This is a genomic window from Aeromonas sp. S8(2024) (genome assembly GCF_041403085.1).
Taxonomy (GTDB): domain Bacteria; phylum Pseudomonadota; class Gammaproteobacteria; order Enterobacterales; family Aeromonadaceae; genus Aeromonas; species Aeromonas dhakensis.
Window position 1 is genome coordinate 903,512 of the sequence record NZ_JBGLRF010000001.1, and the last position, 22,137, is coordinate 925,648.

Here is a 22,137-nt window from a genome sequence, read left to right on the forward strand (position 1 = left end):
CCATCCGAGGCAACAGACGAGACAGTATCTGACGGGATGACCCGCTATCGCGGAAATGCCCGCTGACAGTCAGGCCCCGGCACTATTTGGCGGGCTTGAGCTTACTCACCAGGGTCATGGCCAGCACCAGCACCAACCCGGCCACCACGCCGGCCACGGCGTTGAGCAGGGTCGGCGTCACCAGTGCGAGGGCGGCGCCGACCGCAGGCAGAGTGGCCACGGCAGCGGCAGCCCCTTCAATCAGGTGGTGCACGAAAGGCCAGCCATGCACCAGGATGCCGCCCCCCACCATGAACATGGCGATGGTGCCGACCAGTGCCAGCAGGTGCATCAGCCGTGGCGCCGTCACCAGCAGCCCCTGCCCCACCGCCCGGCGCAGGGCGCCACCATCGGGCTTTTGCAGCAGATGCAGGCCGATGTCGTCGAGCTTGACGATGAGCCCCACCAGGCCGTAAACCCCCACCGTCATCAATACGGCAATGCCCGCCACCACCGACAGTTGCAGTGCCAGGCTGGCTCCCTGCACGGTGCCGAGGGCGATGACGATGATCTCGGCCGAGAGGATGAAATCGGTGCGAATGGCCCCCTTCACCTTCTGCTGCTCGAAGGCGACCAAATCATCGGGAATGGGTGCGGTATTCGCCTCCCCCTCGCTCGCCTCATGGAGCAGAAACTTGTGGGCCAGCTTCTCGGCCCCCTCGAAACAGAGGTAGGCGCCCCCCAGCATCAGGAGCGGGGTGATTAGCCAGGGCACCAGGGCGCTGATGGCGATGGCGGCAGGCACCAGAATAAGCTTGTTGCGAAACGACCCTTTGGCCACCGCCCACACCACCGGCAGCTCCCGCTCGGCGCGCACCCCGGAGACCTGCTCGGCGTTGAGAGCCAGATCGTCCCCCAGCACCCCGGCCGTCTTCTTCGCCGCCACCTTGGTCATCAACGCCACGTCGTCGAGTACGCTGGCAATATCGTCAATCAGGGCCAACAAACTGGTTCCGGCCATATCAGAGAATCCTTATGTCAGTAGAAGAGAGCTTCCCGCGGCACACCACGCCCTTGTTGGCCACGACGTTGGTCATCAACGCCACGTCGTCGAGTACGCTGGCAATATCGTCGAGCAGAGCCAACAAACTGGTTCCGGCCATATCAGAAAATCCTCATCAGGGTAGTCAGGGTCCCACGGTTCACCGGCGGCAACTGCCGATGTCGAGAGCGATGCCGGCCGAAGGGGGATCCCTATTGCGGGAAAAGATGGCACAGTGTAACCAGAAGCCGCCCGTTCGGCAGCAACCACATCAGGGTCATTTGGCCTTGTTTCATCCGGTGCCCGCAGGCCCAAGGAGTGTTCCATGCAACCCTGGCAACCGCTGCTCACATTCTGGTTTGGCGAAGAGAGTGACGACGTCACCCGCGCCAAACGCCAAGCGCCCCTCTGGTGGGGCAAAAACAGCGACACCGACGCCCTGCTCGCCAGTCGCTTCGGTGACCAGGCCGCAGCAGCCGCCGCCGGTGAGCTCGCCCACTGGGCCGAATCGGCCGAGGGCCGGCTGGCCCTGATCCTGCTGCTGGACCAGCTGCCGCGCAACATCCACCGCGGCACTCCCGCCGCATTTGCCCAGGATGCCAAGGCGCGGGATCTCTGCCTCAAGGGGCTCTCGCTGGGAGCGGATCTGGCGCTGCCACCGCTGGAACGGGTCTTTTTCTACCTGCCGCTGGAGCACGCCGAATCCCGCGAGCAGCAGGCCAGAAGCGTGACCCTGTTCGAGGGACTGGCGGCCGAACAGGCTGACGGCCCGGCGCGGGAGACCTTCGCCGGCTTTGCCGACTTTGCCCGCCGCCATCAGGTGATCGTCGAGCGTTTTGGCCGCTTCCCCCACCGCAACGCCATCCTGGGCCGCGCGAGCACAGAGGAAGAGGCAGCCTTCCTGCTGCAACCGGGGTCAGGTTTCTGACCCATAAAAAAATCCCCGCCATGTGGCGGGGAGCTGGCACCCATCGTGATCACTGGATGCGATAACGAGAGATCTGCTGGTGAATATTCTCGGTGGTCACATTCAACTCTTCCGCCGCAGCCGATGTCTCTTCCGCCGTGCTGCTGGTCTGCTGGACCACCTGGGCAATCTGCTCCACCTGATGGGCAATGGACTCCGCCGCCGAGCTCTGTTCGCGAATCGCGATGGTGATCTCACCGACCTGATCCATGACGCGATGGGAAGCATGACGGATCTGAGTAATGATCTCCCCGCTTTCAGTGGCCATGGCCACCCCCTGCGCAACCTTTTCTTCCACCTGAACCATCTTGGTCACCGTGAGCTGGGAGCCCTGTTGAATCGCCTCCACCGTCTCCGAGATCTCCCTGGTTGATTGGGCCGTCCGCTCCGCCAGTTTGCGTACCTCATCAGCCACCACGGCAAAACCTCGACCCTGTTCACCCGCTCGCGCGGCTTCAATGGCCGCATTCAACGCCAGCAAGTTGGTCTGCCCCGCCACATCGCTGATCACGTTCACCACGCCACCGATCCGGGAAATGCCATCACCCAATGCCGACACTTCACTGGAAGCCTGACGAATGGCCTCTGCGATCTCGTTGATGGCTTTCACCGTTCTGTCTATCGTGGTCCCCCCATCGCTGGCGAGCTTGCCGGATTCATTGGTGATGCGGCTGGCCTCCTGGGTTCGCTGGGAAATATCCGTGATGCTCACCGTCATCTCTTCCACCCCGGCGGCAATGAGACTGGTGGCATCGTTGGCCTGGCTCGCCGACGAGGCAAGGTGATGAGCCGCCTGGGAGAGCGACTCGGCCGTGCTCTTTATCTGCAGGCTGCCCACTGAAAACTCGGTAAAGGTTTGCTGCAAGGTGTCCAGCAGACGGTTGACGGCCGAGAGGGTCAGGCCAATCTCATCTTGCTGGGCCACCTTGGCCCGCAAGGTAAAGTTCAAATTGTGCTGAATATCGGAGAGCGTCGCCATTGCCAGCCGCAGTGGATTGGCGACCTGTCTGAACAACCAGATAAACAGCACCAGGGTCAATATTCCGGTACCACAAGAAATAAACAGCATGGTCTGGAGGCTATTGTCGTAGTTCTTTTCACCCTGCAGTTTGACTGCAGCCCCCAAATCAATGTTGAATTTCACATGCTTATCTATGGCCTTGGAAAACTGTTCGAACAGTGGCATGACATTGCTGGCGATAAAGTCTCTGGCCTCGGTGTTTTTATTATCGCGAGACAATATCAGGACCTTTTCTATCTCCTGATAATATTGCTCAATGATGCGCTGATCATCCGTCGTCAGTTGCCGATCCTCTTCATTGGAGAGCATCTCTGCTTGGTATTTTTGCAACAGAGAGCGGATTTCAGTACGCAGATCTGCAATGCCCGTCTCAATCTGATTCATCTTGCTGTTGTCGGTATTGAGCACATGGGTCTGGATCAAGGCGTGCAATGCGTAAAAATCGGCTTGTACCTGTTTGATGAGGGAGATGCTGGGCACCGTATTGTCGGTGACATAACCGAGATCAGTGTCGGCAGCAGAGAGTCGGTTGATGCTGAACCAGCTGAGAAAGGTCAGGGCCAGCATAACCAGCAGGGCAATGAGTTGAAGCCGGCGAGCAATGTTCATAAAGGCATACTCCGTTAATAAACTCCATTGCAGTGTAGACGATGGGCAACCTCCGGATGGCCCGTAAAATGTGCGCTTCCTTGCACATCTGTCACTACTGCTAGCCCTCGTGTTTCACCCGCTGCCGATGGTCAGAACCAGGCCCGAAAATAACCTCGCTGGCTGAATGTGAATGCGAAAAAGACCCGGCTACGACTGTGCCGGCCAGCCAATAAAAAAGAAGGAAGACATGTCGTCTTCCTTCTCGCTATTTATCTTCGCTCGGGATGACCCGGTAGGCCCACAGTGTGACGGCCGTCGATGAAGGTCACGCCGCCTCCGCCAGCTCCTCTTCTTTTTTCTGGTAAGCCTGCGGCGTGAGCCCCAGCAGCTCCTGCACGGTGGAGGCCACCGTAATAGAGGAGATGGTGCCCACCAGGATGCCGGCGAACAGGGTGAAGGAGAAACCGTAGAGGGCGTCACCGCCGAACAGCAGCAGGGCCCCCACCGTGAACAGGGTGGTGCCCGAGGTGATCATGGTGCGGCTGAAGGTGGCCTTGATGGCCACGTCGGAGCAGTCGTGGATCCCCATCTGGGTGCGCGAGCTGAGCAAGTCCCGCAAACGGTCGGAGATGACGATGCTGTCGTTGAGGGAGTAGCCGATCACCGCCATCAGACCGGCGATGACGTTGAGATCGAACTCGATGTTGAACAGCGCCAGCAGCCCCAGCGCCACCAGGCCGTCGTGCAGCACCGACACCAGGATGCCGATGGCTTGGCGCCACTCGAAACGCACCGCCAGGTAGACGGAGATGGCGAGCGAGGCCACCAGCACCGCCAGCATCCCCTGCTGGAACAGTTCGGCGCCCACCTGGGGGCCGACGATGGTGGTGCGCAGCAGCTCCACCGGCAGGTTGAGCTGCTGACCCAGCATCACCGCCAGCTCCTCGGCCGGCCAGGGCAGCTCGTGGGGTGGCAGCTTGATCAGCCACTCGCCGGGCACGCCGGCGCCGTGCAGCTCGACCACGCCCGCCAGGGGGGCCGTCAACAGAGCGTTGAGCTCATGGGCCTCCTTCAGGGTCTGGATGCGAAACTCCAGCAGGATGCCGCCGGTGAAGTCGAGACCGAGGGAGAGGCCGTTGATGGCGAGCACCGCGATGCTCGCCACGGTCAGCAGCACGGAGGCCCACAGGCCGATGTAACGCCAGCGGGTCAATCCCATGGCAATGATCATTCTCAGCATTCTTCTTCCCTCGACAGCAGATGGCTCGGGCTTCCCGCAGGGAAGCGCGTGACGCGGGCGCGGAGCAGGCTCGAACGCGCGGCGCGATGACACAGGTGGTGGTCAGTCATGGTCACACTCTCAGCAGCTTGGCGCTGCTCTTGCCCCACAGGGGGTTGATGATGGCGCGCGTGCCCCAGATGCCGGTCACCATGCTGGAGATGAGGCCCAGGATCAGGGTGATGGAGAAGCCCTGCAGCGGCCCGGAGCCAATGGCATAGAGCACCACGGCGCAGATCAGGGTGGTGATGTTGGCATCGAAGATGGTGCGAAACGCGGAGCGATAACCAAAGTCGATGGCGTTGGCCAGCGAGCCCCCTTCCCGCAACCGGTCCTTGATCCGCTCAAAAATCAGCACATGGGTATCCACCGCCATGCCGACGGTGAGCACCAGGCCGGCGATCCCCGGCAGGGTCAGCACGGCCCCCGGCAGCACTGCCAGCATGCCCACCTGCATCAAGAGGTTGGCGATCAGCGCCGTGATGGCGACCCAGCCGAACTTGCGATACCAGGCCATCATGAACAGCATCATGCCGGCCATGCCAAACGCCAGCGCGGTGAAGCCCGCCTCGATGTTCTGCAGACCCAGGGTCGGGCCTATGCTGCGCTCTTCCAGGATCTTGAGGGGTGCGGTGAGGGCGCCGGCCCGCAGCAGCATGGCCAGCTCCTGGGCTTCCGGTACGCTGCCAATCCCGGTGATGCGGAACTGGTTGCCAAGGGCGGTCTGGATGGTGGCAACGTTGATCACCTCGCTCTGGGCCCGCAGCTTGCCCTGGGCGTTGGTCTTGTACTCGGTGAAGACGGTGGCCATCGGCTTGCCCACGTGCTGGCGGCTGAACTGGTTCATCTTGCTGCCGCCCAGGCTGTCGAGCACGATGTTGACCTGGGGTTGCCCCATCTCGCCCATGTTGGCGCGGGCATCGACGATGTGCTCGCCGGTCAGCACCGGCTTGCGAGCCAGCCCCACCGCCTGGCCGCTGCGATCCGCCATGAAGAAGCGGCTGTCGGCCTGGGCTTCGTAGAAGGCCAGCGAGGCGGTGGCCCCGATCACCTCTTTCGCCTGCTTGGGATTGTGCACCCCCGGCAGCTCGATGCGGATGCCGTCCTGCCCCTGGCGCTGGACCGAGGCTTCGACGATGCCGAGCTCGTTGATCCGCTTTTTCAGGATCGACAGGTTCTGGGTCACCGCGTTGTTGGCCAGCAGGGTGCGCTCGGCCTCGCTCATCACCAGCCGCAGCTCGTTGCCGCTGCGCTTGAGGGTCCACTGATCCTGCCGGGTGCCGGCGGAATCCTTGATGATGGTGAGCCAGGGCGCCTGATCGGCCACCTCAGGCAGGGTCACCCTCACCTCCCCTTCGCTCACCCTGGCTACGTTGGCGCCGCGCAGGCGCGCCTCGCGAAACTGGGTGCGCAACATGTCCACCAGGTTCTTGGTCTGGTTGTCGACCACGAAGCTCAGATCGACCCCGATCAGCAGCTGGGAACCGCCGCGCAGATCCAGCCCGAGCTTGATGGGGGCGGCGCCGAGCTGACTTATCCAGCCGGGGGCGTTGGAGTAGAACTCCAGGGTCAGCGCCGAGCTGTCATGGCCCTGCTGCTCCAGCAGCTGCTTGGCGCGCTGCTGCTCGGCCTGGCTGGCAAACACCAGCTCGACCCGCTCGCCCTGCTGCACCTGCTTCTGCGGCTCGATGCGGTTGTCGGCCAGCAGGGTACGCTGCGCCTCGGTCAGGCTGGTCTGGCCGTGCAGACCGAGGGAGGGCTGCTCACCGAAGAAGGTGGGCAGGGAGTAAAAGGTAAAGGTGAGCAGCATGAGCAGCAGCAGGGCGTACTGCCACATGTTCATGCGGTTCAAGGTGATACGACTCTTTTTTCTCATGAAATCAGCCTCTGTCAGGAGAAGGCGGCGCACTCGCCACGCCCGGGCGGCGGCACGCAAAAAAACAGGAATGAGACAGTGGCCCGTTCACGCGCGGTGAGCAGGCAGCAGGCGGCGATGAGGTGGTACGAAAGGACCGGACCCCATCGGGATCAGGCGAGGTAACTCTGACAGAAACGGTATTGCAGGTGCTGGCGTTGCAACCGGTGCCGATGGATGGTGGCAAACCGATCGCGGAAACTGTGTTTGCGATAGAAGAGGGCGGCATAGAACAGCAGGCCGCACAGCAGCAGCAGGATCGCCTGTTGGGACCAGCTGGTGACAAGCTCGTACACCACGCTGCCGGGCTGATGATCGCTGCGTAGGGAGTGTTCGAGCCGCAGCAGGTGATTCTGGTGGGAGCTGACGAACTTGACGACCCCGTCGTCGCTGTCGCTGGCACTGTGGCTCACCTGGCCTGCGTCGGACGGCGCCGCGGCGCCATCCATCAACTGACCATGCTGGGCGTGATGCAGGGATACGGGCAGGGAAAACCCCTCCACCGAGAGAGTGGAGAACAACAGAGCGAGGGAGATGAGCAGGCTCATCAGCACCAGTTTCACTTTGTCGATCAGGTTCAAAAAGTTAATTCCCGCATAATAGAAAGGGCAAACTACCACAGGGGGCCCGTTGGAACAAGGATGAAGGGGGTCGCCAACCCCCTTCCCCACTGGCTGGCCGCAACCATCATCCCTCAGACATCTGCCTGAAATCGCGGGCATAGCCCTTGAGCAGGCTGTAGAGGTGGGCTCGCTGGGAGATATCCAGCGACTGGCTGAGATCGCTCAGCCAGTTGACGGTGCGCTGGCGCGACTGATCGGTATAGCCGGTGAAGCGACCATCCATCAGACCGTCCCCCTGTTGCAGCAGGGCGGTGAGCTGGGCGCCGAAGTCCTGGCTCTGGCGCTGCTTCATCAGCCGGTCCAGCTCCTTGGTCCAGGCGGTCTGAAACTCAAGCCAGGGGGCCTGCAGCTCGTACTGCCACTGGGCCCACTGGGCCACCAGCGGGGCCTGGGCCGGCTTCACCTCGCCAATCCAGAACACCAGCCGCTCGTTCATCTTGTCGCGAAACTCCTTGAGCATCTCCTCCCTGGGCTTGTCGGCAAACTCCTTTTCCCGCTCGGCCTGACGGGTGAGCCTGTCCTTCATGAACATGGCCACCTGCGCCTCGGTCAGGGTGCGCGCCAGCCGCACGGCCCGCGGCACCGTGTCCTCCAGGGTTCGGGTCAGGCTCTGCTGGGCCGCATCCAGATGGCGGGAGACCTGGGCCGGGGTCATGGGGCTCGCCACCGCCTTGGCCAGCGCATCGAGATCCTTGGCGTAGCGCGGCACCTCATGCTGGCGGTGCCAGGCCATCAACCCCTTCACTTCGTTGTCCAGCAGCCGCTTCTGGCTGCGATCCAGCGAGAAGTAGTCGTCCAGCTGCCAGACGATGGCCACGTCAAGCCAGTAATAGACGACCCGGGTGGAGCAGCCAGCCAGCAGCAGACAGAGCAGCAGCAGACTCCAGCTACTGGGCTTGCGCCAGGAAAAGGTGGTCACCATGCAGGGCTCCAATGTTGATGAAACAGGGTTGTCGATACGGATGATTCATAATGCCTGCCCCTCTACTCCAACCGCTGCCGATTGAGATCGATCAGCGCCTGATAGTCGGGCCCCGGTTGCTGCTCGGCCATCAACAGCGCCCACAGCAGCCCTATGTAGTCGACCCAGGGCAAAAAGGCCCGGCTCTGAAAGCCGCGCGGGCCGACCGGCTGCTCTGCCCGCTCGCAGTAGGCCTGCTCCAGCGCCTCGCGCTGGGCCTCCTGCCAGTTGTGGGTGCGCTGGATGCTGGCCACCTCGAAACCGGGATGCCCGGCGGCGCCATACTCCCAGTCGATGACCCAGGGCCGGCTCCCCAACAAATTAGCCGGATTGAGATCATGATGGCAAGGGAGCCAGCAATCGGCAGGCTCGCGGCTGGCCAGCAGCCCCCGCTCCAGCGCAGGCAGCCAGGCCGGCACCCGGGCCAGCCGGGCACGATAGCCGGCGCTGTGGGCCCGCACCGCCATCACCACGGTCGGCACCGGCAACCGGTGCAGCCGCGTCAGCACCCCGGCCAGCAGCGCTGGCTGCAACGCAGCCGGGGGCGGCGCCGCCAGCCAGTTCGGCTCGTCGCACCACTCCAGCAGCATCAGGCCAGTGGCGGGATCGCTGTGATGGCAGGGCAAGGCCAGCCCCTGCCCCACGGCCCCCTGATAGAGCTGCCATTCGGTGGCCCGGTCGATGCCAAGGCGCACCGGATCGGGGTGGCCCTGGCGCAAAAAGTGACTGCGCCCCGAGGGGAGGCGCAGTCGATAGTTGCAGTTGGTCAGGCCGCTGGTCAATGGCTCCAGCCGACCCGAGCGCCAGGGTGGCGGCAGGCGGGACAGCAGAGCGCGCTCGGCGGCCGCCAGAGAGTCCTCGTTCGATTTACCAGCCAAAGGTGGACTTCTTGGCCTGCTTGCGGATCTCCTTCTGATCGGCCCACAGCAGCTCGCCGTTTTGCAGATCCATCAGGTTCATGGTCATCTGGTAGTAGACATCCTTCACCTTGCCGTTGTCCTTGACGATGCTGGCGAGGTTGCCATAGACCATGTAGCGGGCGCCGGTCTGCTTGCCCAGGCGCACCATGGAGGCAGGATCCACCATGCCGCTGCTCTGCTGGTATTCGAGCTGCTGCTTGACCGCCGCCACCTTGCTCATGTCGACGAAGCGGAACTTGCCGGCGCGCAGCAGCTTGGTACGGATGGTGTCGGTGATGGCCTCGGTGTCGATGTGCTCGGAGGTCTTGTTGCGAATGGAGTCCATGAACATCACCGGACGGCCGCCGGCGGTGATCTCGCTGGTGGCCGGCGACGCCAGCATGGAATCCGCCATCTTGTCGGCGATGGCCTGCAGATCGCTTGAACCGTAATCGACGGTCACCGTCTCGGTTTCGGTCGGATCGCCATAGCTGACGGTGGTGCTGGAGCAGCCGCCCAGCAGCAGGGCGCCAGTCAATATCAGCAGGGCATGATTCATTTTCATCAGTAGGATTCCTCAATCACTTCGCGTACGTAAATCCGGTAGCCCCGGGCGGCCGGGCTAGGCGCCAGGGCAGACAGGGTACGGGTCTGATAGCCGTGCAGCTTGAGCGGCGTCCAGCCGCGGCCATCGCTGGCCACCTCCTGCCCCGCCTCATCATACCAATAGAACAGGTATTGCAGCTTGTTGTCGCCACGCTGGGTGCTGGCCGCCGCCACATTGACCTGCAGCAGGCCGTTTTGTTCGCGCCGGCTGAGCTCGGTCAGGGTGACATTGACGTTTTGATGCTGCTCCGCCACTGGCGCGGCGCCCGGTGCCCCATAGAGCGCCACGCCGGAGGTATTGGTGGCGCAGCCTGCCAGCAGCAGAACCAGGCCCAGAGCCAACCCGTGTGCTTTCATCTTGCTCTCCTTGCCGGCGACCCCGATGGGCCCGACCGGTCACTCATGTGTATTGCCATTGTTCGCCGTCACAGCGGCATCACCCGCGTCGTCAGCCCGGCACCGAGCCGCTGCACCCACACCAGGGTGGTGCGTCCCTGGTGGATGGTGAGCGGCAATTGCCGCTGCGCTGCCCCCGCACCCAGGGTAAGGTTCACGTCACCCGCCGGCAGCATCCCCTGCCAGCTCGATGCCTGCGCCGGCAGCGTCAGCCAGCTGCGGGTGTCAGCCCGCTCCGAGAGGGTATTGAAGATGCCGACCAGAATGTTGCCCACATCGCCCCCCTCCTTGGCGGCGGTGCGCCGCACCTGCTCCTTGGCCACCAGCCGCAGCGCCTGGCGGGTCAGCATGCCGGGCAGCCGCTCCTGCAGATCTTTGGCCGCCAGCGCCTCCAGCCTGACCAGCTCGCTGGTTTGCTCGACCCGCTTGCCCACCGATACCGTGAGCGGCCCGGTGTCGCTGGCCCGATTATCGTAATAGGGGATGGCGACGGTAAAGGTGCGAAAATCGCCGCCGGAGGTGGCGATGGGCAGCGGCAGGAACAGCTCGCGCCGCGCCGGGATCAACCCATCTTCAAACAGCACCACCAGCTGGCCCTGACTCTTGGCCAGGGGCGGCGCCTTGCGGCCCACCTTTTTCTCGGTCTCACGGATCTCGTCCGCGGCGCCCCGCAGCACAGCCAGGCGCAGCAAGGCATCCTGCAGGCTGCGGTTGTCCGGCGCTATCTGGTAACCGCGCTGATAGTCGACCCAGGCATCGTTGAGATCCCCCGCGGCCTCATAGAGCACGCCGGAGAAATAGAAGGTGTAGGCGTTCTGAAAACCGTTCTTGACCCGCCCGATCAGCCGGTCGAGCTCGGGGGCGCCGCGCGACATCAGCTGGCGCATCTCCCCTTCAGTTGCGGTATCCGCCTCGACCTCTTCGCTCTCATTCTTTGCCTTGCGCACCTCGTCGGCCCGCCGTTTGAGGGCCTGCTCCTGCACCTGGTTGGCGCGGCGCACCTCCACCAGGGCGCCCTCGGCATCCCCGCGCTGCAGGTAGTTGAGAGCCAGATAGTGGTGCAGCATGGTGCGCTCGTAATCGGGCGCCCGGTAGACCATGGTCTGGTCGTTGGTGAGCAGGCTGCCCGCCTGGGCCAGCCCCTGGCTGACCCGGTACTCGGCCTGATTGTCTTCCCACGCCAGCCGGCTGTCGGCGGCGGCAAAGGCCTGCTTGCTGGCGGCATCCTGACTCGCCAGCCAGGCGATGCGCCCCTGCTCGAGCCGGTCCAGCACATAGGTATCGTCCCCCGGCGTGGAGTCGCGCACCTCGGGCAGCGCCTCGGCGGCATGGCCCAGCAGCAGCTGGTTGCGCAGCGGCACCATCTGATCGGAATAGGAGACGAACATGTCTTGCCAGTGGGAGGCGCAGCCCCCCAGCAGGGAACCGGCCAGCAGCAGGCCGGCCAGCGGCAGGCGCGGCATCACAGGCTGAGCAGGGGTCCCAGCGGCTGGCCGCCGACCAGATGCAGATGGATGTGGTAGACCTCCTGCCCGCCGTGGCGGTTGCAGTTCATGATGAGGCGATAGCCATCCTCGGCAATGCCCGCCTCGCTTGCCAGCTTGCGGGCCACGGTGAACATCCGGCCCAGCGCCAGCTCGTGATCCGGCTCCACATCGTTGACGGTGGGGATCAGTACGTTGGGGATGATCAGGATATGGGTCTTGGCCTTGGGCTGGATGTCACGAAAGGCGGTCACCAGGTCGTCTTGATAAAGGATGTCGGCGGGGATCTCTTTGCGGATGATTTTGCTGAAAATGGTTTCTTGCGCCATGGATAACTCCTTTATATGAAAAAGAAAATTCAATGCCTGTCTCAAGCGGTTCCAACGCCCGTCATCAAGGCCCGGCAAGTGTGACACAAGCCGACATTTGACACAGCCGTTGTCCCATTCTCTTCAGTTATTGTTAAAAATACCGATAGCCGGAAGACGTCTGCCGACGTTGCTCGCCCACAGTGGTAGCAGGGTATCAAATGGACGGGGTATTCAGGCAAGGGACTTTTGCATATACAGCGGGACAATAATGAAACAAACAATGTCAGACCTCTCCATCTTGCAGAGGGTCTATCTTGGCTTTGCCATCCTGGTGGCCGTGATGGCGGCCACCTCGGTACTCACCTTCCGCAGCCAGAGCGAGCTCAATCAGGCGCTGGATCAGGTCACCCGGCAGACCATGCCGCTGGTGATCGCCAGCAGTCAGACCCAGATCAGCCTGCTCAGCGCCAACAAGTGGCTCACCGACGTGCTGACCGAGCAGGATCTCAAGCAGATCCCGGCCGAAGTGGCTGAACTGCAGCAGGCCAAGGCGCAGGTCGACCAGACCCTCGCCACCCTTGCCCAACAGGCGGCGGAACACCCGGAGCTGCAGAGTGAGCTCGGCGCGCTCAACCAGCTGGTCAAGGACTACCTGCAGTTGACCGAGACCCTGCCCACCGAACACCAGGCCCTGCTCACCCGGCTCTACAAGGTGAACCAGGCCAAGGGCCAGTTCCAGGTCAGCCTGCCCCAGTTCAAGAAGAACCTCGGCGACATGATGATCACCATCGACGACAGCTTCATCAAGATGCTCTCCGAGACCCTGACCACCAAGCTCTCCGCCATTGAACTCTCCACCATGGATGCCCTCAATCAGAGCATCCCCGCCCCCATCGAGGCGGCGCTCAAGCGCAACAAGATGCAGATCGAGGGCTTCAACAGCACCATCAAGGATCTACAGGGGGAGCTCAAGGAGTTCGACAACAACATGGGCCACTACGTGCACGGCTTCGTGCGCGACACCACCGCCAGCGACGGCGTGCTGGCCCAGTACCTGGCGCTGATGCAGCAGCAGGAGCGGATGCGCGAGCAGAGCAAGCAGGCCGGCAAGCTCATCGTCAACATCCAGAGCAAGCTCGAGCAGATCACCGCCCAGAGCCAGCAGTTGATGAACAACAGCATCCGCGCCTCCGGCAAGGTGCAGACCCAGAGCACCCTCACCCAGGGGGTGGCGCTGGTCATCGCCATCACCATCGCCATCCTGGTGGCCTACACCCTCGGCAAGGCTATTCGCCGTCCGCTCAAGGAGCTGCTGCGGGTGCTGACCGAGGTGACCCAGGGCGACATGACCCAGCGCATCGGTTTTCGCAGCAACAACGAATTTGGCCGGCTCGGCAGCCAGGTCAACCTGCTGATCGAGCAGATGGGCGAAGTGCTGAGCCAGCTCTCCCAGGCCTCCAACCAGCTCAACAACGCCGCCCATGACAACCGCCACACCACCGAATCGGTGCGGGCGGATCTGGAGAAACAGCGCCAGGAGACCGCCTCGGTCGCCGCCGCCATGACCCAGATGGAGGCCTCGGTGCGCGAGGTGGCCCAGGCCGCCAACCAGACCCTGGAGCGGGTGATGGACGTGGAGAAAGCCTCCAAGACCGGCCGCAAGGTGATGGCCGGCAACATCACCACCACCCACCAGCTGGCGGGCAAGCTGCAGCAGACCGGCAAGGTGATTGGCGACGTGAGCGCCATGAGCGGCCAGATCGGCAACATCCTCGACGTCATTCGCGGCATCGCCGAGCAGACCAACCTGCTGGCCCTCAATGCCGCCATTGAAGCGGCGCGAGCCGGCGAGCAGGGGCGTGGCTTTGCGGTAGTGGCCGACGAGGTGCGCAGCCTGGCCGGGCGCACCGCTCAGTCCACCAGCGAGATCCAGACCATGATCGAGAACCTGCAGCAGGGGGTCGCCAAGGCGGTCACCGTGATGCAGGAGTGCTCCCGCGAGATGGACAGCTGCATGGATCAGAGCTCCCACGCCAACAACGCCATGGAGGAGGTGCAGGGCATAGTGGTGCTCATCAGCGACATGTCGAGCCAGATTGCCTCCGCCGCCGAGCAGCAGCAGGCCACCAGCGCCGACATCGCCACCAACCTCAACCGCATCTCCGACATCTCGGATCTCAACTACCAGGGGATCGAGCGGGTGGCCGAGACCAGCCAGCAGCTCGACTCGCTGGCCGAGCAGCAGGAGAGCCTGGTCAAGCGCTTTAGGCTCAGCGCCTGACACCCACGCCAGCCCCAGCAACGACAAGGCCCCGCAGATGCGGGGCCTTGTTTTTTTACTGGCAAGCAGCGCGGGATCAGGCGTAGGCGATGGCGCCCTTGCCCACCCCTTCATAGGCGACAATCTTGATGAACTTGTCGCCCACGCTCTTCTTCACCTCGCGGGCGATGTAGTGGGCCAGCAGCTCGATGGTGGTGTCGGTGTCGATCACCTCCACCTCCGCCGCCGGCATGGCCAGCTGGAACAACCCTTGCGGCGCCACATACTTGAAACCGACGTAGTGTTCGCCAGCCTCTTGCAGAATGGTCTTGGCCTGCTCGCTCAACGCGAGATCGCCGAGGGCCACCCGATCCTCGTCGGTCCCAAGATAGATGTCGGCCCAGCGTTCGGCCCAGTTGAGCTCAAGCTCCTGGTCGCGCTCGCCGTCCACATGGATCTCGATGGGAGAGCGGTGGCCGTGGGCGATGCGCTGGCAGTTGCCGTCGTGCTTCTTGAGGCCGTGGCTGTAGTGATAGAAGGCGCCGTCGATGGCCTCCTGGCGCAGGGTCAGCGACAGATCCTTGATGTTGCCAGGCAGCCGCTTGGCCAGCACCGCCAGCAGATAGCGGGTGACGGACTCCTTGTCCACCTGGGGCGCCGGAATGAAGGCAAAGCCCTGGCTCGGGCAGCGCAGGTGGATAGAGCGACCCGGGCGCAGCAGATCGACTGTGCTCTCGTCACCGTCCAGCTGGGCCACCTGCACCAGGGGGCTCTCGGTCGGCACCAGCAGCTTGTGATCCACCTCGTCGTCGATGATCGACTTGATCAGTTTCTTGACCCGGCCAAAGTCCAGCAACATGCTCATCTCGTTGAGCTCGCCGCTCATTTCGATGTCCACCAGCCAGCTCTCCCCCACCATACCGCGGCGTTCGCACAGGTAGCTGGAGTCGATCACGGTCAAATCTTTTACAAATAACTTCATCAGTCAGGCCTTGCTACAGAGAAAGGGCGGTTTGCGCTATTATGACCCGCGATTATCGGCAAAGGAACTGGAACCCCCCATGAACAAATTGCTTATCAAGAATGCCACCCTGGTCAACGAAGGCCGCATCTATGCCTCCGACGTGCTGATCGAGGGGGAACGGATCGCCCGCATCGCCCCGGATATCAGCGCCCCCGATGCAGTGGTGATCGATGCCGCGGGCCGTCACCTCATCCCAGGAATGATCGATGATCAGGTCCATTTCCGGGAGCCGGGGCTGACCCACAAGGGGACCATCGCCAGTGAATCCCGGGCCGCCGTGGCCGGTGGCACTACCAGCTTCATGGAAATGCCCAACGTCAATCCCCAGACCACCACCCTCGATGCCCTCGAAGCCAAATACCAGATAGCCGCCAACTCCTCCGCCGCCAACTACAGCTTCTACCTCGGCGCCACCAACGACAACCTGGAAGAGATCAAGAAGCTCGATCCGAAACAGTCCTGCGGCATCAAGATCTTCATGGGTGCCTCTACCGGCAACATGCTGGTGGACAATCAGGAGACCCTGGCCGCCATCTTCCGCGAGAGCCCGGTGATGATCGTCACTCACTGCGAGGACACCCCCACCATCAAGGTGCTGGAAGACGAAGCCCGCGCCAAGTGGGGCGAAGATGTGCCGATGCGCGAGCACGGCCGCATCCGCAGCGCCGACGCCTGCTACAAATCCTCCAGCCTGGCGGTCTCCCTGGCCAAGCAGTACGGCGCCAAGCTGCACGTGCTGCACCTGACCACGGCGAAAGAGCTGTCGCTCTTTACCGCCACCCCGGATCTGAAGGATCTCAAGGACAAGAACATCACCGCCGAGGTGTGCGTCCACCATCTGTTCTTCAACGAGGCGGACTACGACACCCTGGGCAGCCAGATCAAGTGCAACCCGGCGGTGAAGAGCGCCGCCGACCAGCACGCCCTGCTGGATGCGGTGCGCAATGACGTGCTCGATATCATCGCCACCGACCACGCCCCCCACACCTGGGAAGAGAAGCAGAACAGCTACTTCAAGGCGCCGTCCGGCGTGCCGCTGGTGCAGCACTCCCTGCTGGCCCTGCTGGAGCTCTACCACAACGGGGTATTCTCGCTGGAGACCATCGTCAAGAAGACCTCCCACGCGGTAGCCGAGCGCTTCCAGGTGCAGGATCGCGGCTACATCCGCGAGGGTTACTTCGCTGACCTGGTGCTGCTGGATCTGGGCAAGCCCTACGTGGTCAACGACAGCAACCTGCTCTACCTGTGCGGCTGGTCGCCCTTCAACGGCTACCGTTTCCACAGCACGGTGGAGATGACCCTGGTCAACGGCCAGATCGCCTGGCAAAACGGTCAGGTCACCAACGAGGTGCTGGGCAAGCGGCTCACCTTCACCCGCTGATCCCTCCCAATCGGTGCCATCGTCACCATCGCAGGCCGCCCACCCGGGCGGCCTGCTTGTTTTAAGGGGTTCTCAACCCCGCCATGAGCAGTTTTTGGGCAAGTGGCGGCACTTTGAGCGCCGATTGTTCGCAAAGCAGGCGAACGCACCGCCGCCGCGGTTTCCTTGTTGACAGGTCGGGTCCAGCTCCATAAACTCAGCCCCCGTCAGCCGAGCTGACTTCGTCGGCGTGTAGCGCAGCCAGGTAGCGCACTGTCATGGGGTGTCAGGGGTCGGAGGTTCAAATCCTCTCACGCCGACCATCATTCCCCGAGAAAGGCCTTGTCAAACGACAAGGCCTTTTTTCTTTTGGCCGCGCGCCACCGCAGGAAGCGGCCCCCCGATTGTGCCCCCCATGGCTTTGTGCTGTAGTGAAGCCCTCTGCTGCCAACCGGTGATCGAGATGCCCTCTCCCCGTCCCTCTGTGCCCGTCCTGCTACTGGCCTGCCTCTGCGCTGCCCTGCTGCTCGGCTGTGCCACCCCCTATCACAGCAAGCCCTCGTTCTGGAACGGCCAGACCGGCTTCTCCCAGACCCGGCTCGGGCCGGACAAGTGGCAGCTGGAATTTGTCGGCAACGATCTGGTGAGCCGGGAAACCGCCCGCAAGTACGTGCTGAAACGGGCGGGCGAAGTGGCGCAAGCCGAAGGATATCAGTGGCTTGAGGTCAATGAATTGACCCTGCAGCGGGATGCGGTCAGGGTAACCCCGAGCCGCCCCCTGTTCGGGTTCGATGATGACGAACCGGACCCCTTTCTGGATCAGCGCACCGTGGAGCATCGCATCTCGGCGCTGCTGGTCTTCACCCTCGCCAAACGGGCAAGAAACGACCAAAGCCTGAAAGCTAATTATCTTGCCAACATCAAAATAAACAGTGATTAATATAGGCAAATTGCAAGATCCATATCACATACACCTAATAGCAAGATAAAATTCTGCTACAAGGCGCTGGATTTACCCCCCCGGATTAGGCATGCTGCCAGCACACCGGCTGTCAGGAATCTACGGCTCGGATCACAAAAACGGACTGAAGTGGCACCCTTGCCGCTTGAAATGCTCTGCACTTATCAAAACTGGGACCCACCCCATGAAAATGAACAAACTGACGGTTGCCATCCTCATCGCAATGCTGGTTGGCATCCTCACCGGTCAGGGCTATCGGATGTTTGCCCCTGACCAGGCCGCCGGCTTTGCCAGCGACATCACCCTGCTGACCGACATCTTCCTGCGTCTCATCAAGATGATCATCGCCCCCCTGGTGTTCACCACCCTGGTGGTCGGTATCGCCAAGATGGGCGATACCCGCACCGTGGGCCGCATCGGCGTCAAGACCCTCGGCTGGTTCATGCTCGCCTCCCTGCTGTCGCTGACCCTGGGGCTGGTGATGGTTCACCTGATGCAGCCTGGGGTGGGGCTCTCCCTCTCCCTGCCCGATGACACCGCCAGCTCCGGCGTGGTCGCCAGCGCCATCTCCCTCAAGGACTTCGTCACCCACGCCATCCCGAAAAGCGTGGTCGAGGCGATGGCCACCAACGAGATCCTGCAGATCGTGGTGTTCTCCCTCTTCTTCGGGCTGGCCGCCGCCGCCCTGGGGGACGCCGCCAAGCCAGTGGTGATGCTGATGGCCAGCGGCGCCGAGATCATGCTCAAGGTGACCGGCTACGTGATGAACTTCGCGCCGTTCGCGGTGTTTGGCGCCATCGCCGCCATGGTCGCCAAGGAGGGGCTCGGTATCCTCGCCACCTACGGCACCTTCATGGCCCAGTTCTACCTGGCACTGGGTTGCCTCTGGCTGCTGCTGATCGCCATGGGCAGCCTGTTCATCCGCCGCCGCATGCTGACTCTGCTGGCCCTGATCCGCGAGCCCATCCTGCTGGCCTTCTCCACCGCCAGCTCCGAGGCCGCCTATCCAAAAACCCTGGATCGGCTGGAGAAGTTCGGTTGTGACAAGCGCATCGCCAGCTTCGTACTGCCCATGGGCTACTCCTTCAACCTGGACGGCTCCATGATGTACTGCACCTTCGCGGTGATGTTCATCGCCCAGGCCTACGGCATCGAGCTCTCCATGGCCCAGCAGATCACCATGCTGCTGCTGCTGATGGTCACCTCCAAAGGGATGGCCGGCGTACCGCGCGCCTCCCTGGTGGTGATTGCCGCCACCCTCAACCAGTTCCAGATCCCGGAAGCGGGCATCCTGCTGCTGCTCGGCATCGACCACTTCCTCGACATGGGTCGCTCCGCCACCAACGTGCTGGGCAACGCCATCGCCGCCAGCGTGGTAGCCAAGAGCGAAGACAGCCTGGGGGAAACCGCACCGCTCGGCGAGGTGGATACCGCCAAGGCGTGATCCCCGCCATCCCATCAAAACGGCCCGCATCTGCGGGCCGTTTTCTTGTGCCTCATGGCAACAGCACGCTCCCTAGCACCAGCGCCGCACCCGCCGGCAGTAATCGGCATAGGCCTCGCCAAAGCGCCCCTGCAGCGCCCGCTCCTCCGGTACTATCTGCCAGCGGCTGAGCCAGCCCCACAGCAGCAGCGGACCGAGCCACACCACCAGCCCGCCCAGATAACAGGCCAGCGCCATGGTCCAGCAGAGCAGCCCCAGGTACATGGGGTTGCGGCTGACACGAAAGATCCCCCCGGTGACCAGCGCACTGGCCTGCGCCGGGTGCAGCGGTGTCACCGTGGTGCCCTGGCGGCGAAAGCGCAGCACGCCTCCCAGCCCGAACAGGCTGCCGAGCATGGCCAGCAACAGGGCCGGCAGCGGCCAGCCACCGTTCACGTCACCCGCGCCCCATCCCAGCATGGCCGCCACGATCAGGCCAAACAGCAGCAACGGTGGTACCCGACACTCAAGACTCATCATCTATTGGCTCCCGGAAGGTGCCACGATCGGCACCTTGCGTTACACTCCCCGGCGGGAAAGCGCCGTGGAAAATTGACAAAGTTCATAACGATAACAATGCCTTGGCTACACTTTATCCCATCTGCATGAAAACGGTCACCCGCTGACCGTCATGCGCCTCAACCCAAACAATAAAGAAAGGAACCACCCCATGCACAAGAAGACACTGCTGGCCACCCTGATCCTGGGCCTGCTGGCCGGTCAGGCCGTCGCAGCCCCCTATCTGCCGCTCGCCAGCGATCACCGCAACGGCGAAGTGCAGACCGCCAGCAATGCCTGGCTGGAAGTTGATCTCGGCGCCTTCGAGCACAACATCCAGACCCTCAAGGATCGCCTCGGCGACAAGGGGCCGAAGATCTGCGCCATCATGAAGGCGGACGCCTACGGCCACGGCATCGACCTGCTGGTCCCCTCGGTGGTCAAGGCGGGCATTCCCTGCATCGGCATCGCCAGCAACGAAGAGGCCCGTGTGGCCCGCGAGAAGGGCTTCAGCGGCCGCCTGATGCGGGTACGTGCCGCCACCCCGGATGAGGTTGAGCAGGCCCTGCCCTACAAGATGGAGGAGCTGGTTGGCAGCCTGGTGAGTGCCCAGGGCATCGCCGACATCGCCCAGCGCCACCACACCAATATCCCGGTGCACATCGCACTCAACTCCGCCGGCATGAGCCGCAACGGCATCGATCTGCGCCTGGCTGATTCCAAGGAAGACGCGCTGGCCATGCTCAAGCTCAAGGGGATCACCCCGGTCGGCATCATGACCCACTTCCCGGTGGAGGAGAAAGAGGACGTCAAGATGGGTCTGGCCCAGTTCAAGCTGGACTCCCAGTGGCTGCTGGAAGCGGGCAAGCTGGATCGCAGCAAGATCACCATCCACGCCGCCAACTCCTTCGCCACCCTGGAAGTGCCGGACGCCTACTTCGACATGGTGCGCCCAGGCGGCCTGCTGTACGGTGACTCCATCCCCTCCTACACCGAGTACAAGCGGGTGATGGCGTTCAAGACCCAGGTTGCCTCCGTCAACCACTACCCGGCCGGCAACACCGTCGGTTATGACCGCACCTTCACCCTCAAGCGCGACTCCTGGCTCGCCAACCTGCCGCTGGGCTACTCCGACGGCTATCGCCGGGCGCTGAGCAACAAGGCCTATGTGCTGATCCAGGGCCAGAAGGTGCCGGTCGTCGGCAAGACTTCCATGAACACCATCATGGTGGACGTGACCGATCTGAAGGGGGTCAAACCCGGTGACGAGGTGGTGCTGTTCGGCCGCCAGGGTGAGGCCGAGGTGAAACAGGCGGATCTCGAGGAGTACAACGGCGCCCTCTTGGCGGACATGTACACCATCTGGGGCTACACCAACCCCAAGAAGATCAAGCGCTAAGCCACTCTTTGCCATAAAAAAGGGCTCCCGCGGGAGCCCTTGTTGTCAGTGCTTTATAGTCTGCCGCGTTCAAGCGGCTTTCTTGCGGGTCACCCAGAGGCTCAGCCCCATGGAGGCCAGCAGGATCAGCGCGACCACACCGAGCGCTATGCCGGTCGGGATCTTGAACACATCCAGCAGCAGCATCTTGACCCCGATAAACATCAGGATCAGTGCCAGGCCGTATTTGAGCAGGGCGAAGCGCTCGGCCACGCCGGCCAGCAAGAAGTACATGGCACGCAGACCCATGATGGCGAAGATGTTGGAGGTCAGCACGATGAAGGGATCCGTGGTCACCGCGAAGATGGCCGGGATGCTGTCCACCGCGAAGATGAGATCGCTCACCTCTACCAGCACCAGAATGAGCAGCAGCGGCGTGGCGTAGCGCACCCCATCGCGCCAGACGAAGAAGTTCTCCCCCTCCAGGGTCTCCGTCACCTTGAAGCGGCGGCGCATCCAGCCCAGCAGCGGGTTGTTGGCGAGATCTGGCTCCTTGTCGGCCGCCCACAGCATCTTGACCCCGGTCAGCAGCAGGAAGGCGCCGAACAGGTAGAGGATCCAGTGGAACTGCTCGATGAGCCAGCTGCCGGCGAACACCATCCCGGCCCGCATCACGATGGCACCCAGTACCCCGTACAGCAGCACCCGGCGCTGCAGCTCGGCCGGAATGGCAAAGTAGCCGAACAGCATCAGCCAGACAAAGACGTTGTCCACCGCCAGCGCCTTCTCGATGAGGTAGCCGGTGAGAAACTCCAGCCCCTTCTGGTTGGCAATTTCACGGCCTGCGCTGTGATCCAGCCAGAACCAGATGGCCAGGTTGAAGAGGAGCGCCACGCTGATCCAGATGAGGGACCAGACACCTGCCTCTTTCAGCGACACCTTGTGCGCCTTGCCGCCGCCGACAAAGCGGATATCAATCCATAACAGGACCAGCACTATGCTGAAGAAACCGGCCCACATCCACCATTCACCCATTTTCACTTCTCCCAAAAACGACAAAACCCACGGCCGGGAGGCAGTGGGTTCGCGTCTGGAGCAG

General features: G+C 62.8%; 21 protein-coding genes and 1 tRNA gene. 7 read left to right on the forward strand and 15 right to left on the reverse strand.

Annotated elements, in window-relative coordinates; genetic code table 11:
- Positions 1-82 precede the first annotated feature (82 nt).
- Entirely contained in the window at positions 83-1,000 is a 918-nt protein-coding gene (locus tag ACB031_RS03850; RefSeq protein ID WP_349933324.1) for a DUF808 domain-containing protein, read from the reverse strand.
- A 1-nt stretch (position 1,001) separates the two neighbouring features.
- Complete coding sequence (locus tag ACB031_RS03855) at positions 1,002-1,142, reverse strand: hypothetical protein (RefSeq protein WP_371139039.1); 141 nt, start codon at positions 1,140-1,142, stop codon at positions 1,002-1,004.
- 204 nt (positions 1,143-1,346) lie between these two features.
- On the opposite strand from ACB031_RS03855, the gene ACB031_RS03860 reads away from it, so the two are divergent.
- Positions 1,347-1,949, forward strand: coding sequence for a DUF924 family protein (locus tag ACB031_RS03860; RefSeq protein WP_371139040.1), 603 nt, complete (start codon positions 1,347-1,349; stop codon positions 1,947-1,949).
- 49 nt (positions 1,950-1,998) lie between these two features.
- On the opposite strand, the gene ACB031_RS03865 is transcribed toward ACB031_RS03860, so the two are convergent.
- The 10 genes from ACB031_RS03865 to hinT form a co-directional block, all read right to left on the reverse strand.
- Positions 1,999-3,618 (reverse strand): methyl-accepting chemotaxis protein, encoded by a 1,620-nt coding sequence (locus ACB031_RS03865; RefSeq protein WP_017784064.1) that lies wholly within the window; start codon positions 3,616-3,618, stop codon positions 1,999-2,001.
- A 307-nt stretch (positions 3,619-3,925) separates the two neighbouring features.
- Positions 3,926-4,840 (reverse strand): protein translocase subunit SecF, encoded by a 915-nt coding sequence (gene secF / locus ACB031_RS03870; RefSeq protein WP_371139041.1) that lies wholly within the window; start codon positions 4,838-4,840, stop codon positions 3,926-3,928.
- A gap of 112 nt (positions 4,841-4,952) precedes the next feature.
- Complete coding sequence (secD, locus tag ACB031_RS03875) at positions 4,953-6,755, reverse strand: protein translocase subunit SecD (RefSeq protein WP_371139042.1); 1,803 nt, start codon at positions 6,753-6,755, stop codon at positions 4,953-4,955.
- A gap of 152 nt (positions 6,756-6,907) precedes the next feature.
- On the reverse strand, positions 6,908-7,414 hold the full coding sequence (locus ACB031_RS03880) for a hypothetical protein (protein WP_139724066.1): 507 nt from the start codon (positions 7,412-7,414) through the stop codon (positions 6,908-6,910).
- Between the two features lie 67 nt (positions 7,415-7,481).
- Complete coding sequence (locus ACB031_RS03885; RefSeq protein ID WP_005302145.1) at positions 7,482-8,339, reverse strand: DUF6279 family lipoprotein; 858 nt, start codon at positions 8,337-8,339, stop codon at positions 7,482-7,484.
- 62 nt (positions 8,340-8,401) lie between these two features.
- On the reverse strand, positions 8,402-9,256 hold the full coding sequence (locus tag ACB031_RS03890; protein WP_371139043.1) for a phosphotransferase: 855 nt from the start codon (positions 9,254-9,256) through the stop codon (positions 8,402-8,404).
- Positions 9,246-9,842, reverse strand: a complete 597-nt coding sequence (lpoB, locus tag ACB031_RS03895) for a penicillin-binding protein activator LpoB (protein WP_005302153.1) — start codon at positions 9,840-9,842, stop codon at positions 9,246-9,248. The genes ACB031_RS03890 and lpoB overlap by 11 nt, the downstream gene beginning before the upstream one ends.
- A complete protein-coding gene (locus ACB031_RS03900; RefSeq protein WP_017764229.1) occupies positions 9,842-10,240 on the reverse strand; it encodes a YcfL family protein in 399 nt (132 codons plus the stop codon). Before ACB031_RS03900 ends, lpoB begins: the two co-directional genes overlap by 1 nt.
- Before the next feature lie 68 nt (positions 10,241-10,308).
- Positions 10,309-11,742, reverse strand: coding sequence for a COG3014 family protein (locus tag ACB031_RS03905; protein WP_371139044.1), 1,434 nt, complete (start codon positions 11,740-11,742; stop codon positions 10,309-10,311).
- Positions 11,742-12,092: a purine nucleoside phosphoramidase gene (gene hinT, locus ACB031_RS03910; protein WP_010633658.1), complete on the reverse strand. Its 351-nt coding sequence runs from the start codon at positions 12,090-12,092 to the stop codon at positions 11,742-11,744. The genes ACB031_RS03905 and hinT overlap by 1 nt, the downstream gene beginning before the upstream one ends.
- Positions 12,093-12,354: 262 nt before the next feature.
- On the opposite strand from hinT, the gene ACB031_RS03915 reads away from it, so the two are divergent.
- Entirely contained in the window at positions 12,355-14,355 is a 2,001-nt protein-coding gene (locus tag ACB031_RS03915) for a methyl-accepting chemotaxis protein (protein WP_371139045.1), read from the forward strand.
- Between the two features lie 76 nt (positions 14,356-14,431).
- Here ACB031_RS03915 and ACB031_RS03920 read toward each other — a convergent pair whose 3' ends face one another.
- The gene (locus tag ACB031_RS03920; protein ID WP_371139046.1) at positions 14,432-15,316 is read right to left on the reverse strand and encodes a 6-carboxytetrahydropterin synthase; all 885 of its coding nucleotides are present in this window, start codon (positions 15,314-15,316) and stop codon (positions 14,432-14,434) included.
- A gap of 79 nt (positions 15,317-15,395) precedes the next feature.
- On the opposite strand from ACB031_RS03920, the gene ACB031_RS03925 reads away from it, so the two are divergent.
- The 4 genes from ACB031_RS03925 to ACB031_RS03940 all read left to right on the forward strand — a co-directional run bounded on the left by ACB031_RS03925 (position 15,396) and on the right by ACB031_RS03940 (position 19,123).
- Complete coding sequence (locus ACB031_RS03925) at positions 15,396-16,739, forward strand: dihydroorotase (protein ID WP_005302169.1); 1,344 nt, start codon at positions 15,396-15,398, stop codon at positions 16,737-16,739.
- Between the two features lie 225 nt (positions 16,740-16,964).
- Positions 16,965-17,041: transfer RNA gene (locus ACB031_RS03930), tRNA-Pro, on the forward strand.
- A gap of 140 nt (positions 17,042-17,181) precedes the next feature.
- Entirely contained in the window at positions 17,182-17,658 is a 477-nt protein-coding gene (locus tag ACB031_RS03935; RefSeq protein ID WP_329268769.1) for a hypothetical protein, read from the forward strand.
- A gap of 205 nt (positions 17,659-17,863) precedes the next feature.
- Positions 17,864-19,123, forward strand: coding sequence for a dicarboxylate/amino acid:cation symporter (locus ACB031_RS03940; protein ID WP_042007652.1), 1,260 nt, complete (start codon positions 17,864-17,866; stop codon positions 19,121-19,123).
- Positions 19,124-19,195: 72 nt separating this feature from the next.
- Here the strand turns inward: ACB031_RS03940 and ACB031_RS03945 are convergent, their stop codons facing one another.
- A complete protein-coding gene (locus ACB031_RS03945; protein ID WP_252604505.1) occupies positions 19,196-19,642 on the reverse strand; it encodes an isoprenylcysteine carboxylmethyltransferase family protein in 447 nt (148 codons plus the stop codon).
- A gap of 190 nt (positions 19,643-19,832) precedes the next feature.
- Between ACB031_RS03945 and alr the strand changes: the two genes are divergently transcribed.
- Positions 19,833-21,059, forward strand: coding sequence for an alanine racemase (alr, locus tag ACB031_RS03950; RefSeq protein ID WP_219325530.1), 1,227 nt, complete (start codon positions 19,833-19,835; stop codon positions 21,057-21,059).
- A gap of 69 nt (positions 21,060-21,128) precedes the next feature.
- Here alr and ACB031_RS03955 read toward each other — a convergent pair whose 3' ends face one another.
- Positions 21,129-22,073: a TerC family protein gene (locus ACB031_RS03955; protein WP_371139047.1), complete on the reverse strand. Its 945-nt coding sequence runs from the start codon at positions 22,071-22,073 to the stop codon at positions 21,129-21,131.
- Between the last annotated feature and the right edge of the window lie 64 nt (positions 22,074-22,137).

Bases quoted from the DNA above. Each gene is read 5' to 3' on its own strand.
- ACB031_RS03850 (WP_349933324.1), bottom strand. From the start codon at position 1,000: ATGGCCGGAACCAGTTTGTTGGCCCTGATTGACGATATTGCCAGCGTA.
- ACB031_RS03855 (WP_371139039.1), bottom strand. From the start codon at position 1,142: ATGGCCGGAACCAGTTTGTTGGCTCTGCTCGACGATATTGCCAGCGTA.
- ACB031_RS03860 (WP_371139040.1), top strand. From the start codon at position 1,347: ATGCAACCCTGGCAACCGCTGCTCACATTCTGGTTTGGCGAAGAGAGT.
- ACB031_RS03865 (WP_017784064.1), bottom strand. From the start codon at position 3,618: ATGAACATTGCTCGCCGGCTTCAACTCATTGCCCTGCTGGTTATGCTG.
- secF (WP_371139041.1), bottom strand. From the start codon at position 4,840: ATGCTGAGAATGATCATTGCCATGGGATTGACCCGCTGGCGTTACATC.
- secD (WP_371139042.1), bottom strand. From the start codon at position 6,755: ATGAGAAAAAAGAGTCGTATCACCTTGAACCGCATGAACATGTGGCAG.
- ACB031_RS03885 (WP_005302145.1), bottom strand. From the start codon at position 8,339: ATGGTGACCACCTTTTCCTGGCGCAAGCCCAGTAGCTGGAGTCTGCTG.
- lpoB (WP_005302153.1), bottom strand. From the start codon at position 9,842: ATGAAAATGAATCATGCCCTGCTGATATTGACTGGCGCCCTGCTGCTG.
- ACB031_RS03900 (WP_017764229.1), bottom strand. From the start codon at position 10,240: ATGAAAGCACACGGGTTGGCTCTGGGCCTGGTTCTGCTGCTGGCAGGC.
- ACB031_RS03905 (WP_371139044.1), bottom strand. From the start codon at position 11,742: ATGCCGCGCCTGCCGCTGGCCGGCCTGCTGCTGGCCGGTTCCCTGCTG.
- hinT (WP_010633658.1), bottom strand. From the start codon at position 12,092: ATGGCGCAAGAAACCATTTTCAGCAAAATCATCCGCAAAGAGATCCCC.
- ACB031_RS03915 (WP_371139045.1), top strand. From the start codon at position 12,355: ATGTCAGACCTCTCCATCTTGCAGAGGGTCTATCTTGGCTTTGCCATC.
- ACB031_RS03920 (WP_371139046.1), bottom strand. From the start codon at position 15,316: ATGAAGTTATTTGTAAAAGATTTGACCGTGATCGACTCCAGCTACCTG.
- ACB031_RS03925 (WP_005302169.1), top strand. From the start codon at position 15,396: ATGAACAAATTGCTTATCAAGAATGCCACCCTGGTCAACGAAGGCCGC.
- ACB031_RS03935 (WP_329268769.1), top strand. From the start codon at position 17,182: ATGCCCTCTCCCCGTCCCTCTGTGCCCGTCCTGCTACTGGCCTGCCTC.
- ACB031_RS03940 (WP_042007652.1), top strand. From the start codon at position 17,864: ATGAAAATGAACAAACTGACGGTTGCCATCCTCATCGCAATGCTGGTT.
- ACB031_RS03945 (WP_252604505.1), bottom strand. From the start codon at position 19,642: ATGATGAGTCTTGAGTGTCGGGTACCACCGTTGCTGCTGTTTGGCCTG.
- alr (WP_219325530.1), top strand. From the start codon at position 19,833: ATGCACAAGAAGACACTGCTGGCCACCCTGATCCTGGGCCTGCTGGCC.
- ACB031_RS03955 (WP_371139047.1), bottom strand. From the start codon at position 22,073: ATGGGTGAATGGTGGATGTGGGCCGGTTTCTTCAGCATAGTGCTGGTC.